The sequence below is a fragment of the Candidatus Hydrogenedens sp. genome (assembly GCA_035361075.1).
Classification (GTDB): domain Bacteria; phylum Hydrogenedentota; class Hydrogenedentia; order Hydrogenedentales; family Hydrogenedentaceae; genus Hydrogenedens.
The window spans coordinates 13,538-33,762 of sequence record DAOSBX010000019.1 but is presented as its reverse complement, the minus strand read 5'-3'; the positions used below and the strand labels follow the sequence as shown (position 1 = coordinate 33,762).

The following is a 20,225-nucleotide window of genomic DNA, read 5'->3' as shown; positions in this document are numbered from 1 at the left end:
AATAACTTGAGAGGGGAGATACCTTTAAAATTATATATTACCTTCCTTTTTATACGATGGGATAAAATTTAAAGCGGAGGAATTAATGCAATATCTTTGATATGTCGGTTTAGGACCGTCAGGAAAAACATGTCCCAGATGTCCCTTGCAATTTGCACAGTGAACCTCCATCCTAACCATTCCATGGCTTGTATCTACTTCCTCCTCTATGACTCTGTCATCTATTGGTGAAAAAAAACTGGGCCAACCTGTGCCCGAATCAAATTTGTGCTCTGATGAAAATAATTTCGTTCCACATCCTGCACATACATAAATCCCCTTTTCTTTATGATTCCAGTATTTTCCTGAAAATGGGCGTTCTGTTCCACGACATCTTAAAACATAATATGCTTCTTCGCTCAAAGGTTCTTTTGTATTTTCATTATCAATCATATATTCTTTTTTCCTTTTATAACTTGTATAACATCCTATTATTTATTTCTATTTCATTGTTTTAATGGCATTTTTTCTTTTTTTTTAACCATGATAAATTGTTAAAACATACTTTTTGCACACCTTAAAATTGATGCATTTGGTGAATAGAAATCCATTTTTATCCAAGTTTTAACCTTACTGGAAGTGCTCATTTTACTGGTTATTTTTTCATGATAACTCCTGTTTCTGGGGCTTTTCCACAAGTTATCCACAAAAAATTAACAGGTTATTAACTTTGATTTTAACCAGATATTAACAGGTTTTACCCCACTTATCTACTATATATTGTATAGTGGGAATAAAATTCTACTTGACATTGTGTATCATTTTATATAAAATAAAAGAATTAATTTATTTTTTCTCTTTCAAAATTTAATATGTTTTGTTTTTACCTTACCACGGCGAGAAAGTAAAATTACAGGTTTTTCTCTATGGTTTTACTTTTATGGTGGAAATATGAATTACGGAAAAGAAAAGTATTTAAATTTTAACGTATAGATATTAAGGGAGCGTCTATTATGCAACTTTGGGAAATGAGTTCGGCTGAGGCATTCACGGATGTGGTTCCATTTACACATGTCATAAAAAGAGATGGCAGGCAAGTCCCATTTTCAGCGGGCAAAATTACTCAGGCTATACTAAAGGCAGGTAGAGCCACAGGAGAGTTTGGAACGGAGATAGCTCGTCGGCTGACGATGCGTGTATTGGCTTTATTACAAGCGATACCATTTGAAAGTTCACCGTCAGTTGAACAGATACAGGATGCAGTAGAAGAGGTATTGCTCATGTCGCCTTTTAAAAAGACCGCAAAAGCATATATTCTGTATCGTGACCAGCATGCTCGCATCCGTGAAATGGTAAACAAGGCAGACGTTGACCTTATTGACCGTTACCTCGAAAAAATGGACTGGAAAGTCCAAGAGAACAGCAATATGGCGTATTCACTGCAAGGTTTAAATAACTATATATCAAGTGAAATCAGTAAAGTTTACTGGTTAAATAAAATATACACGCCAGATGTTCGTGAGGCACATCGGTCAGGGGATTTACATTTGCACGACCTCGGATTGCTTTCCGTGTATTGTGTCGGTTGGGATTTACAAGACCTTCTATTGAGTGGCTTTCAAGGTGCCCCTGGGAAGGCAGAAAGTAAACCTGCCAAGCATTTCCACACAGCATTAGGACAAGTTGTAAATTTCTTTTATACATTACAAGGAGAGGCGGCAGGAGCACAAGCGTTCAGCAATTTTGATACATTGTTGGCACCTTTTATCCGCTATGATAAGTTAGATTATCGTGAAGTAAAACAAGCCTTACAAGAATTTATTTTTAACCTTAACGTTGCAACCCGTGTAGGTTTTCAAACCCCATTCACGAATGTTACGTTAGACCTTGTCCCTCCCTCAAGTTTAGCAAAGCAACCCGTAATCATCGGTGGGGAATACCAAGATACAACTTATGGCGAATTTGCAGAAGAGATGAAGATTTTTAATTCTGCCTTTTTAGAAGTGTTATCCGAAGGAGACGCCAAAGGTCGTGTCTTTAGTTTCCCAATACCGACATATAACATCACCAAAGATTTTAATTGGGATGACCCTGGGCTCACGCGGTTATGGGAAATTACTGCGAAATATGGTATCCCTTATTTTGCTAATTTTATCCATTCAGATATGTCGCCAAGTGATGCCCGTTCTATGTGTTGTCGGTTACGTTTAGATTTACGTGCTTTAGAGCGACGAGGCGGTGGATTGTTTGGGGCAAATCCCTTGACGGGTTCCATCGGTGTTGTTACGATTAATATGCCTCGTATCGGACATTTATCTGCTAATGAGGACGAGTTCTTTGAACGATTAGATGCCTTAATGAATATAGCGAGAACAAGCTTAGAGACAAAACGGAAGGTGTTGGAACGACTTACTGAAAATGACTTGTATCCATACACTAAGTTTTATCTTCGAAATGTATATCAGCGATTTAACCATTATTGGAATAATCATTTTTCTACCATCGGCTTGGTCGGTATGAATGAAGCCTGTTTAAATCTATTAGGGAAGGACATCGGGACACAGGAAGGGGCTGAGTTCGCCTCCCGTGTTTTAGACCATATCCGAAATCGATTAAAAGAGTTTCAACAGGAAACAGGGAATCTCTACAATCTTGAAGCCACCCCAGCCGAAGGCACAAGCTATCGTCTCGCACGGCTTGATTATGAGCGATACCCAGAGACTCACTTTGCAAATGACGAACATGTTAAGCAAGGGTATGCCCCGTTTTATACAAATTCGACACAACTGCCTGTGAATTATACTGATGATATATTTAAGGTGCTCGATTTACAAGACCCACTTCAGTCAAAGTACACAGGCGGAACCGTATTGCATATCTTTTTAGGTGAAGCGGTAGCAAATCCGAATTCAGTGAAGCAATTTGTCAAAAAAGTCTGTGAAGGATATAGCCTGCCTTACTTTACGTTAAGTCCAAGTTTCACCGTTTGTCCGCAGGATGGCTACATACGTGGAGAATATCCTACCTGTCCACACTGTGGAAGAGAAACTGAGGTCTATTCTCGTGTCGTCGGTTACCTACGTCCTGTGAAACAGTGGAATGAAGGGAAGCAAGCAGAGTTTATGCTCCGCACAAGATATAAAATCGATTAAAATATCATTTCAGGCCTTAAAATGAGGGTTTCTTTAGGCAATGAAGATTGGAGGTATACAACCCTTTTCTCTATCTGATTATCCAGGGTGTGTGTCCGCTATCCTTTTTACACAAGGGTGTAATTTCCGATGTCCGTTCTGCCATAATCCTTCATTAGTGCTCCCTGAATTATTTCAATCACCAATACCCCAAGAAGAAATCATGCAATTTTTACATTTAAGAATGGACAAATTAGATGGAGTTGTAATTACAGGTGGAGAGCCCACCATACATTCAGATTTGGTGGTGTTTATTGAACAAATAAAAGAGATGGGCTATAAAGTGAAGTTAGATACAAACGGCTCAAATCCGCAGGTTGTTGAAGAACTTCTGCAAAGGAACTTGATAGATTATTGTGCTTTAGATATTAAAGCCCCATGGAGTAAGTATTCATTACTAATAGGCGTCTCCATTTCAGTTAAACCTATTCAAAAGACATTAAAAATCCTGCTTGAAAGTGGCATCCCTTGCGATTTCCGAATTACAAATGTCAAGGCACTCTTAAGTGAGGATGACTTAAAAGAAGTAGAGGCTTATTTGCCAAAAACCCATCCATTGATTGTTCAAAAATTTGTTGCAGAGAACGCTATGAACCCTCTTTTATCCGACTTCTCCAACCTGTAAGACGTTAATAATCGGCAATTCCGGAAGGTTTAACAAGGGGACAACAGGGTTATCCCGAGTATATCGTGGAAGAATAATTTCCTGCTCCTTGCCTATCATCTGTCGGGATATAAATAACCCTGCTGGTGGGTGTTCATACGCGAGTTCTTTTAAATATGCCCACCACTCTTTATTATTCAATTCTCTTCCTAATAGGATTTTTGATATTTGAAGAAACTTTTCAGTGTCAATACCCTCATCCCACTCATCTTCCCATAGGTGTCCATCTGCTATATGCTCCAACCGCTGTTTCAGTTCATGATACAACTCCTCCATCAGAGGAATTACGTCTCGGACTCGCTGGATAAATATCTCCCAATGTGGGTCTATTTTCCGCACTAATTCAACAAAGAAAGTTATCTGGACATCAATAGGTTTGCTTGTAATTTTACTGGCATGTTCAGGGAGTAAAAATAAATAATTGAAGCCAGCACTTAAAAAATCGTTTAAGGGGAGATTTCCAATGCATTCATTCCATTTTGTTTTGTATTCAGCGTGAAGTATCAAAGCCTGGTCTTGATAACGTGGCACTGCTGGCAAAGGTTCTGGAAATGCACTGTAATCGTATTCCAGTGATGATGCAATATAATAAGCCTTTACCGCTTTAGAAATATCTCCCGTTTCTAATTCTTTGTCGCCCTCTTCAAAGAACAATTCTTGCATTCGTCTACGAATTCGTAACAGTTCATAGGCCTGTGATGCGGATGTGAATTTTTCCTGTCGGACTGCATTATCAGCCAACGCTAATAGCAAGTCTGAGGATAATTGTGCTGGACCTTTTTTACGAAGTTCCTGCTGGACATGTTCCCTGACGTCAGCTCGGGAAACTAATTCCATTGCCTTCTTAAATTCAGGTGTTTGTTCCTCCTCTTCAGAAGGAAGCAAGTAGCTGTATTTGATAGAATGAATATCTTCTGTGGAATCTTCACGAAGCGGTGAGTAAGGTAAAAATAAAAACCGAAAATTCACTATATCACCATCTGCAATGGCTTTTGCCAAAGCAAGATCTATCATCTCTTGTTCTACTACTTTTTTAGTTTGTGTAGTTTTGTTAGCCATAACCTATGCCTTTTCTTCCTGGAGCATTTGTTTCACAATGTTTTCACGTTCTGTCCAATCGATAATAGGTTTGGTCACATCATAGTATGGTAATCGCTCATGAATTTGTGAGTAAAGTTTTTGGCGGTAATGACGTAACACGCGACTGGCATGACGTTCATGAAAAGGATCCCAATTGCTGGTTTCAACACACTCTTTATCACGACCTGCTTCTAATACCATTTCTTCCATATATTTCGTCAGAAAATCTCTCAACACACGGTCAAACTCACGACGTAGCAGGTCTGCTTCTGGGGTATTTGGGTCTTTTTCTCCAGCATCTCGCCATTGTTTTTCCAGTTCAATAACTTTTTTACGATGTTTTATGTATGTTTCACGTCGTTCATCATCACGGAGGATATAAAACGCCACATTTAACTTTGCCATGTTTAATAAATATTGGTCAAGTCGGTCTGGAGTCACTTCTGTGGCATGTATTTCCATGATTAAATCTTTCATCATTTTTTTATAGTTCTTTCGGACATCCCCTGTTTTACAATCTTCCGTAAGACCCAATATAGAAAAGTAATTTATATACGACTCATCATCCATAGATTGTTCCTCTAATAAAGATACTACATGAATTACAACGGACTAAGAATCCAAAAAGTTATTATCATCATAACAGAAATTATGATTTCAATGATGACTCTTCTTGTCCCTTTTTTGTTTGTGTCCCGTTTCGTTGTGCATGTTTATATAATTTATATTCAATACTATCAATGAGAGCGGTAAATGATGCGGTTATAATATTTTCAGATACACCTACCGTACACCATTGCTGGGTTTCATCGCTGGATTCGATAAGAACTCGCGTTTTTGCCTTTGTGGCTCGTTGCCCGTCTAAGATACGGACCTTATAATCTTCAAGGTGAACATTTTTCAATTCAGGGTAATAAGGTTCAAGTGCCTTACGTAGAGCATTATTTAATGCATCGACAGGACCGTCACCATTGGAGACGGTGTGAACAATGGATTGGTCTGGTAATTGGATTTTTACGGTGGCTTCGCACTCAGCATGTCGGTCCATTGCCCATTGGTTTACCCGTGAATGAAAACTCAGTACAGAAAATGATGATTTATACATCCCTAATGTTTTCAGTAGTTCTAATTCAAAGGATGCATCTGCCCCTTCAAATTCATATCCTTCTGTTTCGAGGGCTTTTATTCGTTGAAGAAGCTTCCGTACTTGGGGACTGTCTTTATCCAGTTCAATCCCAAGTTCTTTGGCTTTTTGTATCAGATTTGCTCTCCCAGAAAGTTCGCTGACCGCGATATGTGTAAAGTTGCCAATCCATTCAGGTTCGATATGCTCATAACTGGACTTTGCCTTTCGGACTGCATCGGCATGCATTCCCGCTTTATGGGTAAAGGCATCACGTCCTACGTAAGGGTCAGAATCTTTCGGAGATACATTTGCAAGTTCAGCAATCAGATGTGCCGTGTAGGTTAGTTTTTTCATTTGTTCCATTTTGATAACATAGAACCCCATCTTAAATTGCAAATTGGGTATAAGCGTACAAAGGTTTGCGTTTCCTGTGCGTTCACCGTAACCGTTTATAGTCCCTTGCACATGTCTTGCACCTGCACATACTGCAGAGATGCTATTGGCAACTGCACAACCTGTGTCATTGTGGGTATGTATCCCCAAAGGCACTTCAGGAAGGACATTATGTATATATTCGGTAATGGATTCTATTTGATGGGGTAAATGACCACCATTGGTATCGCAGAGAACTAATAAATCTGCTCCAGACTCAACTGCCACCTTCAATGTCTTTATGGCATATTCTGCGTTTAGGTCGTATCCATCATAAAAATGTTCAGCATCGAGAAAAACCTTTCTGCCCTGCTTCTTTAAGTAAGAAACCGACTCTTCTATCAACTTCAAATTTTCATCCAGCGATACACCTAAGACTTCTTGGACATGCATTGCAGACGATTTAGCAAAAATTGTAACAATTTCTGTTTCCGCACGAAGTAAAGCATTTATATTAGGGTCCTCATGGACACGAGATTTCGGATGTCGAGTACTTCCGAAAGCAACAATCTTAGAATTTTTTAAGTTTAGTTGTTTTGCTTTATTAAAAATAATCTCCGCTTTGGGGTTAGATGCAGGCTGTCCTGCCTCGATATAATGAATTCCTAACTCATCTAAAGCATGAAGTACCCGTATCTGGTCATCCATAGAAAACTTGATACCTGGTCCCTGTGCCCCATCACGTAGAGTCGTATCATATATCTCAATCGTTTCTTTATTTGTGACTTTGTTCATATATTAAATCTCCATTTCTGTATTGTATATTAATATAAATGTTGTAAGTTATATGAAATTAATTATTTACTAAGGTGGGTTTTAGGAAGTGATGTTTTTTCCTATGTAAAAAGGTGAACCCAGCAAAAAGTGTTTAATGAGTTCATGAGCTTCCGTATAAATTATTCCTGTGCCCTTTGCAGAGAATTCATGATATTCACTCATTCCGTAGGATTCGATACCAGGTCCGCACATAGCAAATGGGACAGGTCCAGGGGCATGGGTTCGAGTAGACAAAGCAGTAATATGGTCAGGGGCAACAAATAATCGAATCTCATCTGGAGAATGTTTTACAAATTCTAATGCAGGTCGAACAATATTCTTATCAAAATCCTCAATGGCTTTTATCTTAAGGTTTAAGTCTCCTTGATGTGCTGATTCGTCTGGTGCTTCTATATGAACAAAAGCGAAATCAACCCTCGCCAAAGCGTCTAAAGCGGTTTCAATTTTACCTTTGTAATTGGTATCAATCCAACCTGTTGCCCCAGGAACATCTATCGACTCCAAACCAGCACAAATCCCAATGCCTTTTACAAGGTCAACTGCTGAAATAACGACCCCGTGAAGGTTAAACATCTCCTTAAATGTCTTTATTTGTGGTGTTCTACCTTGTCCCCAGAGCCAAAACGAATTCGGTTCCGGTTCGCCATGCTGGACCCGTTCTTGAGAAATAGGATGTTGTGGAAGTAATTTTTGTGATTCTGTCATGATAGATTGTAACAAAGAACCACACGGTCCTTTAGGCAAAAAATCTTGCCAACTCTGGTCGGTAATATCATGAGGTGGTGTACAATCCGTTTTCTCCAAATCTTCTACTGTAAAATCTTCTCCTGTGTCAATTACTGCGAGATGCCGATAACTTACCCCAGGATAAAAATTTACTGGAAATTCTTTCGCTATTACCTCGCCAATATCTTTAATCAGGATAGTTGCCTTGTCTGTAGGAATATGTCCCGCAGTAAAATCCCGCATTTTCCCATTTTGAAGTGATACGATATTGCAACGGAAAGCTACCTGAGTCGGATTGAGTCGAATCCCTTGCCTTGCCGCTTCTAAAGGAGCCCGACCTGTAAAACAGGTGCGTGGGTCAAAACCGAATAATGAAAGATTACCTATATCACTTCCTGGGGGAAGTCCGTCAGGAATGGGACAAAAAAGTCCTAACATGCCACGGGATGCAACTTCATCCATGGCAGGAGTTTCCGCTACCTGTAATGGCGTTTTCCCCTCTAATTCAGGAAGGGGATAATCTGCCATCCCATCTCCTACAAGAATAAGATATTTCAACTGCTATTCCTTAAAAAAATATAAGTTTTAATTTCAATAAATTAAATAAAATCTGTGAATTCTAAAAATTAGTAAATAATATTTAACATTATATTTTAACTCTTATAATATAAATGTTTCAATGCAGATTATTATTTCATACGTGAAAAAAATAGAATTGGAGACCTTTTTGGCACCTTGAATTTATTTCTTTTTAGATAAAGCAACTTGTATTTTGTATTAAACGATAGTAATTTTTCATAATAAGAGAACCTTTCAAAATAATATAAATTTAGTTATTGATTTGTTGGAGGAAAAGTTATGTCATTGAAGAAAACAACGCGACGGCAATTCCTAAAAATAGCAGGTTCAGCTGGACTTAGCTTTATGGTTTTACCTCGCCGAATCTTAGGTGGTAAAGCGTATGCTTCGCCAAACGAAGAGTTGACTCGTGCAATTATTGGCGTTGGCGGAATGGGTATGGGACACATTGATTACCCAGGTGCTCGACTGCTTGCGGTCTGCGATGTTGATGAAAATCACTTAAAAAATGCACTTCAAAAAGCAGGACCTGATGTTAAAGGCTATAAAGATTATCGAGAGGTACTTGCCCGTGAAGATATTGATATTATCCATATCGCAACACCTCCACACTGGCATGCCATTATATCAGTAGATTCAGCCCGAGCTGGAAAAGATATTTGGTGTGAAAAGCCAATGACCCGAACTATCGGAGAAGGTAAAAAAGTGGTAGAGGCAGTGCAGAGATATGGACGTATTTTCCGATTAAACACATGGTTTCGAATGAAAGACACGTTCTACGGATTTGGAACAACTGCTTATGAGATAAAAAAAGTTGTTGATAGTGGAATGTTAGGTTGGCCATTAAAAGTAAATGTAGGGGAATCTACAGGATTTACATGGAAGTTTTTCTGGTCTGGCTTAACCAATATAGAACCACAACCTGTCCCTACTGAATTAGATTATGATTTCTGGCTTGGACCAGCCCCATATAAGCCTTATCATCCACATCGAGTTCATGGAACGTTTCGAGGGTATTGGGACTATGACGGAGGTGGTTTAGGAGATATGGGACAGCATTATCTCGACCCAGTTCAATACTTATTAGGAAAGGATGATACCAGCCCAATCGAAATAGAAGTAGATGCACCACCGCAACATCCCGATGCGGTGAGTTCTTTCCGTTGGATTCGGTTACGGTATGAAGATGGATGTGAAATCGTTCTCGATGGTGAAGGAAAACCAGGCTTGCCTTATATCGAAGGACCAAAAGGGAAACTGTATCCCGGATTAAAGTCTGATATTCCTGGCTTTGAGAAAAAGTTGGCATCTTTACCTAATCCTGAACCTCTACCTTGTGATTTTGCTCATTCTGTCCGTACCCGTGAGAAATTCCCATTAAATGAAAGTAATGGACATCGTTCATGTACGATTGTGAATCTGGCAAAAATTGCTATGCAATTAGGAAGAAGTCTCCGATTTGACCCTGTTAAACAATTATTTATTGATGATGAAGAAGCCAATCGTTTAGTTGACCAACCAATGCGTGCACCTTGGACTTTACAAGTATAAGGAGGTTAAAAAATGCTTTATAGAATACTTTTCACACTAATAATAACATTATTAATTTTTATTTCAATTTCTAACGGAGCCGAGATTGAAACATGGATTGAGAAGGCTGGGAACATTTCTCTTGCAGAGGCAAATAATTTATGTGCAGAGATATTTCAGCAGGGCGAGCCCGCTATTATTGGTATCTGCGGTTATATTAAACCTCAAGGAGATGATAAGAATGCTCGATTGCTGGTGCGTATGCTTGTGAATTATGCATCAACTCAACCGATAGACGCACAAAATATGTTGGCAAAAGCCTATGCTACAGCATTACGTAAAATTCAAGATAAACAAATTAAAGCGTTTCTTATAAGTGAACTTCAAATTCTGGGTAATCCATTAGCCGTTGATGCAATAACAGAGTATCTTGGTGATACGGACTTATGTGACTATGCAATACGTGCCTTAGAAACTATTAATAACGATGTGTCTTTCCAACAGCTTGCAGAACAACTTCCTCATTCAGAAGGGAGATGTCAGCTGGGGATTATACAGGCATTTGCAGGTATGGGTCGTACGGAAATAATCCCATCATTAGAAGCACTTCTACCCTCTGCATCCTCAGAAGTACGGCAGTCAATTCTTATTACCTTATCGCAACTCGAACCAAATTCTCAGAAATTTTATGAACAAATAAAATCGGACTTAAATTCATCAGAGTCTCGAACACGAATGCAAGCATATTCTTTACTATTCTCACAAATAGAAAGAACCATAAGACAAAACGGTATTACTCAACAACAAAAAGAAATGTTGGAGAAAATCTTGTTACAGGCGAAGCAGGAGAATAATTCGTGGGTTCAATGTGCCGTTCTGCGGATGTTCACTTACGCACCACCAAAGGACGTTCTCGATTTATTTGCCCGAGAAATATATAACCCTAACCGAGACGTTCGTGGTGTGGCTCTACGACACTTAGCCTATCTCAATTCAAAAGAAAGCAAGAATATTTTGAAGGAGGCTTTGCTCAGAAGTTCTGGAGACGAGCTATACCAAGTTTTAGATGCAGTAAGTCAATGTCCGGATGATTTCTTTCTGCCTGCGGTGGTACCTGTTTTGAAACATTCCGATGTGCAGATGCGTATCAAGGCGATACAAACATTGGTTCGTTTAGATAAAAGCAAATCAATAGATAATCTTGTTAAACATCTTGCAAATGCACAGGAAAGGTCAGAACTAACAGCCCTTCAACAAGCATTACTTCAGACAGAACCGAAGGAAACGGAGTCCCATATCGGTTCTATGTTGAAGAAATTAAAAGGAGAGCAACTTGTTACTGCGTTAAATATCCTCTCCGAACGGCAGGCAACGAAATATTTTAAGTTTGCCTGGAAACAGACCAGGAATAAAGATATGAAAATTCAACAATCCGCATTTGATGCTCTGGGCAATATGGGCACTAAAAAGGAAGTAAATATATTGCTGAAAGAGGTAATGAACCCGAAAAATTCTCAAAAAGAGGAATATGCAGATGCTATCGTCCAGATATTAAAGCGAGAAGAAGACCAAGACCGTTGTAAACCGCTTATCGCAATAATAGAAAAATCAAAACCAGAACAATATCCCACTTTACTTTCTATTCTTGCGAAAGTCGGAGACAAGATGGGAGAAGATTTTGTCTTTTCATGGTTAAATCTACCGCACCAAAAAGAAGAGAATAAAACAAAGATAGAAAATGCTTTGTCTGCCCTTGCTTTATGGGAAAATGTAGAACCATCTGAAAAGATACTAACATTCTTCCGAGCCAATCCAAATCATCCATATAAAAATGAGGCATGGAAGGTTTTTATCCGATTCCTTTCATTAAACGGATTAGCCATTGATGAAAAAATATGGCTATGCCAGCAAGGTATTGAACTTGTCCCAGAAAACGCTAACGATATGTTTAATATTCTTGGAGGAATACATACAACAGAGGCGTTTATCGCCGTTGCACCATATACAAAGAACCCCGCCTTTTCAGAAGTTGCCAATAAAACATTACTTCGTATTGCTCTACCTGATAAGAATAATGAAAATGGATTAGTCGGGAAGGATTTAATTCCATATTTGGAAAACATACTTAATGCCATTACTGACGAGGCTGTGAAAGAAACGATAAATAAGCATATAGAACGTTGTAGAAAAGCCACGAATATCTTGCCTGTGACCTATGAAGATGACAATCAATTTGTGCCTATTTTTAATGGAAAAGACCTCACAGGTTGGAGCGGATATACAAAAGGTTTCTCCGCAAAGTACGGCAAATTAGTGTGTCTGCCCACGTGTCATCTAAATCTATTCTCAGAGAAGCAATATGCAAATTTCATACTTCGTTTTGAATTTAAACTAACGCCTGGAGCCAATAATGGGATTGGCCTACGTGTGCCATATATGAAACACGCCGCATACGATGGAATGGAAATACAAATCCTTGATGATACAGCACCTGAAAGTCGTGGCTTAAAGCCATATCAATATCATGGGGCTATCTATGGCGTGTTACCGCCAGATAAACCTGCTCCATTAAAAAAATGTGGAGAATGGAATCAGGAAGAAATCGTGCTTCAAGGAATGGATATATCTGTTCGTGTCAATGGCGTTGAAATTTTGAAAGCAAATCTAAATGAGTTAGCAAGTAAACCTACCCCCGATGAGAAAGACCACCTCGGTTTACGAAATACCTCAGGCCATATCGCCTTACTTGGACATGGCTCTCAGGTTGAATTCCGAAATATACGAATTCGCGAAATAAAATAAAAAAACGACCCTTTTCAATTTGTAAGAAAGTTTTTATCATGTCATATTTTATTTCTTCTGTCATGCTTTGTGTTGTATTAACAGGAACAAATATCTACTATTACGATTTTACATGGGCACATGGAAAAGAATTGAAAGTAGAGGAAAATACAAAGGAAATCTGGGACACAGGACATGTATTAGCATCTTTACAAGGGATTGTCAATCGTGCAGAACCTCGGTTGTTCGTTCGTTTCCTGAAAGATGCGGATGATTTTTGGTGGAATGAACTGACAAAATCCGGTAGTTGGTTGGAAAGTGCCAAAATTGAAAAAGTAGGGAATTGGTTTGAATTGCTAAAATTATTTGAACCGTTTATTCATGGAGTTGTTATTTACTCAGAAAAATTTCCACCAACATCAAATTTAGCAAGCATTATTGCAGGACTTGAAAATCGATTATGTTTAAGATATGACCCTGATGAAAATAGCGTATTTACTAAGGTAATGAATTCTGGTATGTCTTTTACTCAAAACACCTATTGGCTTATCGAACCAGAGACCAATACTCTTAAACATGAAGTTCGTCCTCAACACCTCCCCGAAAAAGCCAACGGAAGCTTAAAAGCACAGTGTTATCTATGGGCAAAGGAACAGTTTCTGGATACGGGATTATGTAGTCCTGAGTTTATGGCATATTATATCGATGGCTACTGGTTTCAAAAACCTTGGAGTGCCTCTTTCCCAAATTCGACAATTATGAATCACGACTTTTTTATCTCGCGACGTGCCTTCTTTTTTGATTTAGGTATTTGGGAAGATGAAAAAACAATAGATGAGCCAGAACAAATATCAGGTTCAGACCGAGTGGTGTTAAGGGAACTGCTTCAAAGTATGTATCAAAATGCAAAAGGAGAAGTATTCCACATCGGAGGCTTTGTTCCATGGATATGGAAATATACTAATGAAGGTGAAGCAGGTGGTCAGCATGGAGGTGTTCCTACAGAATGGGAACTGGTAAAATTTGTTTCCGCTTACAACGCCATTTTAGACGCAGACGCATTAGGCCTTGCTGGGCTTGCAAATGCCTCTTTTTATCAACATTATCCATTAAAAGATTATTACCCCCAGAACCCGAAACCGACACATGAACAAATGAGGCAACAAGGTTATCTTGATGAAAAAGGGAATGTATTGCCCAATGTTTATATCTGCTTTTACATGGGTGATTTTGACTCTTCCGCTTGGTTATATCAAAAGGTGCCAGAGTGGTGGCAAGACCCTGCCCATGGGGCTATTACATGCATTTGGCCATTCAATCCGAACTTGTCTCGTCGTGTCCCTCATGTCTTTGATTACGTCCGAACACATGCAACATCTAACGACTGGTTTGTCTATGGTGATTGTGGTGCAGGTTATCTAAATCCAGGCATGCTTACCGCTATTCATCGGGAACCTAATATCCCCTCTGGCTGGGATGCATGGACAAGACATAATTTATATTATGGAAAACGATTTGACCTGACAATAACGGGTTTTATTATTGATGGGTATGCACCTCCAATCACCGATGAAGGTTTTGAAGCATACTCTATATTCTCAAAGGATGGTATTGTGGCTCAAAAAATACCCCCTGTAGGTTGTTATGATAAAAAACTACCGTATGTGCGTATGGGAATTGATTTGAACGAACCACCAGAAAAGGCTTCTGAAATCTTAGCCTCGTACACAAATAGACCATTGCCTAATTTTAAGTTTATTCGCACAATCTTAAAATCTCCATCATGGCATAAAAGCGTTATAGACTTAACCTCTCAGAAGACAAACAAGGTTATCTTCACAGACCCTTATACGTTTTTCGAACTTATAAAAATTCATTATTGCAACCGTTAAATTCCAGATAATATTTATTAGACACACCGTTTATGTGTATAATTAAATAAAGAGAAATTGAAGCACGGATGAATACAAATATATGTCGCAGGTAAAGTGCTCAAAGTGTAGTCATATTAACCCAACTGGAACCAGCCATTGTCAAAAATGTGGTTCTCCTTTACTAATTGTTAAAATAGACCCAGCCTCCTCCGATTCAAAGAAAAGGCAGTCTTCATCTCACGAATTTAACACACCAGGATTACAGCAAGGCACCCTTCATCGGGGAGAAACATTTAGCAATCGTTATACCGTCATTAAATTAATCGGCAGAGGTGGAATGGGTAGTATCTACAAAGTTTTTGATAATACTCTAAAAGAAGAGGTAGCCCTAAAATTATTACTGCCCCAATTTGCTAAAGACCCCATGATAGTTGACCGATTCCTAAATGAAGCACGTATTGCTCGGAAACTATCTCATCCAAATATTGTGCGTGTTCATGACATAGGTATCGCTGGGAATATCCTTTATATCTCAATGGAGTATTTAGATGGTAAATCATTACGAGGTATTCTGGAAGGCCTATTGCCTGGTCAGAGACTTCCTCTAAAACAAATTTTAGTTTATTTTGACCAGTTGTGTTCTGCTCTGGAATATGCACACCAATTTACAGTCCACCGCGATATTAAACCCGAAAATGTAATGGTCACCTCACAAAATGTCGTAAAATTGATGGACTTTGGAATATCCAAATTGATGGCAGATACAAGGCTTACTGGTGTTTCGGTCGTGATGGGTACACCATTTTACATGTCTCCAGAACAAGTCCGAAACAGTCGTGATGTAGATGCCCGTTCTGATATTTATAGTTGTGGGATTATGTTATACGAAGTCCTGACAGGGCAAATCCCCACGGGTATCCCGAAACCTGCTTCTGAATTAGTAAAAGAACTCCCCCCAGAGTTAGATAAAATTGTTGAGAAGTGTATTCAACCAGACCCAAAAGACCGATTCCAAAGTGCCACAGAATTAAGAAAAGCACTGGAACCGTTGAAAAATTTAGTGCTTGCTGGGGAAGAAACGACAATATCATCATCTTCTTCAAAACCTACCAAAAAATTAAAACCGTGGATTCCAACTTTTTCATCTCGGGCAATAGGTTGGATACTCCTTTCAATTGTGCTGTTGTTTTGTGCTGGTGGTCTGTTTTTTGCAGAACGATACCGTGCAAGTATATCGGCACAAGAAGTGGAAACAATTTCTGACCAACTATTACTAAATGAACCTCAACAACAATCAGTAGAATCATACATAAAAATTTTGTTTCGTCTTGCAAATAGAGCAGGAGAACAAGCAGAATTTAATGACGAGGTGAAACAGTATTTAAACTGGGCAGAACCTCTACTAACCCAGATTAAAACCAAGATGGACACGAAACAAAACATCCCTCTTGAACTATTATGTTCATGTGCCCGCTACCTCTCCGCTATATTCTGTGAACATCAAGGCATGGTTCTTATCCCAGAAGGTAATGTGACATGGAAAGGCCAAACGTATATTATCCCTGCTTTCTTTATGGACATAAGTGAAGTTACCAATGATGACTTTAATAATTTTTGCCGATTAAGCTCTATTTCATGGGAACCACCTCCATCCCCTGGATTTGATATACAAGCAAGCAATGAAGGCAAACTACCTGTTACGATGGTAACCTATTATGATGCCCTGGCGTATGCGAGTTATTATCAAAAAACTTTGCCAACTGTGCTACAATGGCTTCGGTCTGCTCAAGGAGATATAAAGCAGACTTATCCGTGGGGTGATACCTGGAAAGAAAACTCCGCGAATATCAACAATATTAAAAACGCTCCTCAACCAGTAAAATCATATCCAGAGGATAAAAGTCCTATGGGTTGTTATGATTTGCTTGGGAATGTATCTGAATGGACACGAACTCCCTTAGACCCAGAGTGTCCTGAAGAGGATATCTTGTGCTCAAGAATAGTAATGGGTAGTAATTTTACCTCTCCTGCTACTGGACTTACGCACGAACAAAGTGCCGAACCAGATACACGTTCCCCACTTATAGGCTTCCGTTGTGTTAAGGAAATTCCCATCAGTACCGAACAACTTATCAATTATTTGAAACAATAACCCACTTTACAACAAATGCTTCAAACACCTAAAATGTAAAAACTTAAAAAGATTAAACACAAATAAGTGCATGTGATTCTTAAAAGTTCAAACTGAAATTTATTCTTATCATCTTCCCAATTGTGTTTGTTGGGAGTTCAGATATATTTCTTCATTTGTAGCCATGCTTTGGCACGTCTAACAAATCGTTTTTCTGTCGGATAAGTTATCATTTCTTCTGCCTTATCAATTGGAACCCACATTGGTTTGAATCTTGCCTCCTCCTCACCTGTTGGACATGGTTTGCATGGTTGCTTCGCATCTCCTTGCATCAAAAAGTAATGTTCATCACGTATAATTTGTTCCCCGTTAAACACAAATTCACTTTGGTCATATCCTAAATCAGCAATGATGTCTACATTCCAGTAACCACTTTCTTCTCCCACTTCACGTTTTGCACATTGCTCATGGGTTTCATCTTTATCAACATGTCCCTTAGGAAGACGAACTTCATGAATCCAACCATTATCTCTTAAAACGTCTCGCTCTAACACAAGGACATTCACGTTCCTATCTATAACAACGCCTCCAGCAACTAATGTTCTTCTTTTATTCATTGTTATGTGTCCCCTTATCTTTAACCGATAATAAGCAACATGTAATATGAGTGTTATGGGATTAAAATAGATTTTTATTACTTAGAGCCTTCAATCTTTTTTAGGGCTTTTTTCAATGCTTTTTTCACTTGATTGGGACTTGTCCCACCAGGCGAATTGCGACGTGATACAATAGCTTTCGGTTGAATAATATCATATAATTCATTTTCAAACAGAGGTGAAAATTTTTTATATTCGTCTAATGTCAGTTTCCGTAATGGTTTATTGTTTTTTATGGCACATAGAACAACCTTGCCGACAATAGCATGAGCATCACGAAAGCTAACGCCTTTTGTTACCAAATAATCTGCAAGGTCTGTCGCTTCCATATAACCCAAATCAAGAGTTTTCTGTATATTGTCTTTTTTTACGTTGATAGATAACAGCATCTTTGAGCATACGGATAAAGCACTTTTTACCGTGTCTGCTGTATCAAAAACTGCCTCCTTGTCCTCTTGTAAATCCCGATTATAAGTAAGAGGTAGCCCTTTCATTAAGGTTAATAACGAGACAAGATGCCCATAAACTCTCCCTGTTTTTCCACGGGTAAGTTCTGCAACATCGGGATTCTTTTTCTGTGGCATAATACTGGAGCCTGTGGTGAATGCATCTCCAATCTCTATAAATCCGAACATCGGTGATGACCAGATAATTAATTCTTCACACCAACGGGATAGATGCATCATAAGAATAGCACAATAACTGCAAAACTCAATCAAAAAATCACGGTCTGAAACCGCATCCATGCTATTCTCGCAAATCTGTTTGAACCCTAACTCTTTAGCAACAGTCATAGGGTCTATCGGATGAGGAGTTCCCGCAAGGGCTGCTGAACCTAATGGCAATGTATTAACTCGTGGTTGTAATTCCTTAAATCGAATTTTATCCCGTTGTAACATCTCAAAATATGCTAATGCATAATGAGCCAATAAGACAGGCTGGGCTGGTTGTAGATGTGTAAAACCTGGAATGATGACATCCAAATTTTCTTCTGCAAAATGAATAAATGCCTTTTGAAAATCTTTAATTTGTCCAATAATTATATCTATTTCATCTCTCAACCATAATCGGATATCTGTAGCAACCTGGTCATTTCTACTCCGTGCAGTGTGTAATTTTTTACCACATTCACCAATTTTTTGAATAAGCGAATGCTCGATATTTGTATGCACATCTTCTAATGTGGAATCCCAACGAAATTTGCCTTGTTCTATTTCCTTACGAATAGTTTCTAAACCCTGAATAATGGCTTGGGCATCTTTATTTGAAATAATTTTCTGTTTACCTAACATTCGTGCGTGAGCAATACTTGCCTGAATATCATATAAAGCCAGACGTGAATCGTAGTGAACAGAAGCAGTGAACTTTTCTACTGTCGGGTCTGTCGTTTCCTCAAATCTACCGCCCCATTGTTTGCTCATATTATTATCTCCATTAAGGTTGAATGCCAACTCCCAAAGTTGAAATTTGAAATCCCTTGTCTTCCCACTCGGAACGATTGAAAAGATTATGTGTATCTAAAACACATCTGCTCTTCATAAGTCTACCTGCGTTTTCAGGGTCTATAGACTTAAATTCATTATGGGCTGTAAGAATAACCATACAATCCGCACCGTTTAATGTATCTTCTAACGAGGATAATGGTATTGGTGAATGTTTTACATGAGGGTCATGAACTGTTAAAGAGTAACCTTTTAATTTTAACAAACTGTATATGTGTAAAGACGGACTTTCCCGAATGTCATCGACATTCCCTTTGTATGCCAGCCCTAATAGGGCAATTTTTGGGTTATCAATATTTTTTGTCATCGCTTCTATTTTCTGAACTACAAATGCAGGCATCGAATCATTCCGTTTTCTGGCTGTGTGAATAATTTGTGTATCTTCAGGGAACGCTTCGACCAGAAACCATGGGTCAACAGATATACAATGACCACCAACCCCTGGACCAGCACTGTGCAAATGAACACGGGGATGATGATTTGCCAATGTTGCTACTTCCCAAAAGTTGATACCTAATTTTTCACAGAGAATGGCTGTTTCATTTGCAAGGGCAATGTTTACATCTCGATATGTATTCTCAATAAGTTTAACCATCTCCGCTGTTGTCGCATCTGTAAGAAATATTTCTCCCTCCACAAAAGAGCGATACAACTTTTTTGCCTTCTCTGCGCATTCAGGCGTAATACCGCCAATAATGCGGTCATTGTGAATTAGTTCATGAAGAATTTTGCCTGGCAACACTCGTTCGGGACAATGTGCCAGGTGCAAATCCCGACCTACTTTTAATCCTGATTTCTCCAGAATAGGTGTAAGCAAATTTTTACAGGTTCCAGGTGGAGATGTAGATTCAAGTATAACCAGATTCCCTTTTTGAAGATACGGGACAATGCTCATCCCTGCTGATTTAACAAACTCCATATCCGCTTTTTTTTGTTCTGTGATAGGGGTAGGCACAGCAACTATAAAAGTATCTGCTTGTGCTGGTTCTGTTTGTGCCTGGAGTTTGCCAGAGGCAACACCCGCCTTAATCATCGTTTGCAGTCCTGGCTCCTCAATATGTATCTCTCCACGATTTATCGTTTTTACAACTCGCTCCGAAATATCAACACCTATAACCTTGTAACCACTTGCTGAAAGCATTCCTGCTGTCGGTAAGCCAATATAACCTAAACCTAAAATACATACAGTTTCCATAA

General features: G+C 38.8%; 14 protein-coding genes. 6 read left to right on the top strand and 8 right to left on the bottom strand.

Annotated elements, in window-relative coordinates; genetic code table 11:
- Positions 1–30: 30 nt before the first annotated feature.
- Positions 31–432 carry a peptide-methionine (R)-S-oxide reductase MsrB gene (gene msrB / locus PLJ10_07510; GenBank protein ID HOK09493.1) on the bottom strand — a complete coding sequence of 134 codons (402 nt, stop codon included), beginning with the start codon at positions 430–432 and terminating at the stop codon, positions 31–33.
- 560 nt (positions 433–992) lie between these two features.
- On the opposite strand from msrB, the gene PLJ10_07505 reads away from it, so the two are divergent.
- Both PLJ10_07505 and PLJ10_07500 read left to right on the top strand, forming a co-directional pair.
- Entirely contained in the window at positions 993–3,131 is a 2,139-nt protein-coding gene (locus PLJ10_07505) for a ribonucleoside triphosphate reductase (GenBank protein HOK09492.1), read from the top strand.
- A gap of 40 nt (positions 3,132–3,171) precedes the next feature.
- A complete protein-coding gene (locus tag PLJ10_07500) occupies positions 3,172–3,795 on the top strand; it encodes an anaerobic ribonucleoside-triphosphate reductase activating protein (protein HOK09491.1) in 624 nt (207 codons plus the stop codon).
- Here the strand turns inward: PLJ10_07500 and PLJ10_07495 are convergent.
- From PLJ10_07495 to PLJ10_07480, 4 genes are all read right to left on the bottom strand, one after another.
- Positions 3,772–4,893, bottom strand: a complete 1,122-nt coding sequence (locus PLJ10_07495; GenBank protein ID HOK09490.1) for a hypothetical protein — start codon at positions 4,891–4,893, stop codon at positions 3,772–3,774. The genes PLJ10_07500 and PLJ10_07495 overlap by 24 nt on opposite strands.
- A gap of 3 nt (positions 4,894–4,896) precedes the next feature.
- A complete protein-coding gene (locus PLJ10_07490; protein ID HOK09489.1) occupies positions 4,897–5,484 on the bottom strand; it encodes a hypothetical protein in 588 nt (195 codons plus the stop codon).
- Between the two features lie 79 nt (positions 5,485–5,563).
- Positions 5,564–7,207, bottom strand: coding sequence for a citramalate synthase (cimA, locus tag PLJ10_07485; protein ID HOK09488.1), 1,644 nt, complete (start codon positions 7,205–7,207; stop codon positions 5,564–5,566).
- Between the two features lie 81 nt (positions 7,208–7,288).
- Positions 7,289–8,533: a cofactor-independent phosphoglycerate mutase gene (locus PLJ10_07480; protein ID HOK09487.1), complete on the bottom strand. Its 1,245-nt coding sequence runs from the start codon at positions 8,531–8,533 to the stop codon at positions 7,289–7,291.
- A gap of 300 nt (positions 8,534–8,833) precedes the next feature.
- Between PLJ10_07480 and PLJ10_07475 the strand changes: the two genes are divergently transcribed.
- The 4 genes from PLJ10_07475 (at position 8,834) to PLJ10_07460 (ending at position 16,891) form a co-directional block, all read left to right on the top strand.
- A complete protein-coding gene (locus PLJ10_07475) occupies positions 8,834–10,105 on the top strand; it encodes a Gfo/Idh/MocA family oxidoreductase (GenBank protein HOK09486.1) in 1,272 nt (423 codons plus the stop codon).
- Between the two features lie 12 nt (positions 10,106–10,117).
- Positions 10,118–12,886, top strand: a complete 2,769-nt coding sequence (locus PLJ10_07470; protein ID HOK09485.1) for a DUF1080 domain-containing protein — start codon at positions 10,118–10,120, stop codon at positions 12,884–12,886.
- 38 nt (positions 12,887–12,924) lie between these two features.
- Positions 12,925–14,757 carry a GxGYxYP family putative glycoside hydrolase gene (locus PLJ10_07465; GenBank protein ID HOK09484.1) on the top strand — a complete coding sequence of 611 codons (1,833 nt, stop codon included), beginning with the start codon at positions 12,925–12,927 and terminating at the stop codon, positions 14,755–14,757.
- Positions 14,758–14,839: 82 nt separating this feature from the next.
- Positions 14,840–16,891 (top strand): protein kinase, encoded by a 2,052-nt coding sequence (locus PLJ10_07460; GenBank protein HOK09483.1) that lies wholly within the window; start codon positions 14,840–14,842, stop codon positions 16,889–16,891.
- A 137-nt stretch (positions 16,892–17,028) separates the two neighbouring features.
- Here PLJ10_07460 and PLJ10_07455 read toward each other — a convergent pair whose 3' ends face one another.
- The 3 genes from PLJ10_07455 to wecC form a co-directional block, all read right to left on the bottom strand.
- Entirely contained in the window at positions 17,029–17,487 is a 459-nt protein-coding gene (locus tag PLJ10_07455; GenBank protein HOK09482.1) for an NUDIX domain-containing protein, read from the bottom strand.
- A gap of 77 nt (positions 17,488–17,564) precedes the next feature.
- Positions 17,565–18,947 carry an argininosuccinate lyase gene (argH, locus tag PLJ10_07450; GenBank protein ID HOK09481.1) on the bottom strand — a complete coding sequence of 461 codons (1,383 nt, stop codon included), beginning with the start codon at positions 18,945–18,947 and terminating at the stop codon, positions 17,565–17,567.
- A 13-nt stretch (positions 18,948–18,960) separates the two neighbouring features.
- Positions 18,961–20,223 carry a UDP-N-acetyl-D-mannosamine dehydrogenase gene (gene wecC, locus PLJ10_07445; protein ID HOK09480.1) on the bottom strand — a complete coding sequence of 421 codons (1,263 nt, stop codon included), beginning with the start codon at positions 20,221–20,223 and terminating at the stop codon, positions 18,961–18,963.
- Positions 20,224–20,225: the final 2 nt, after the last annotated feature.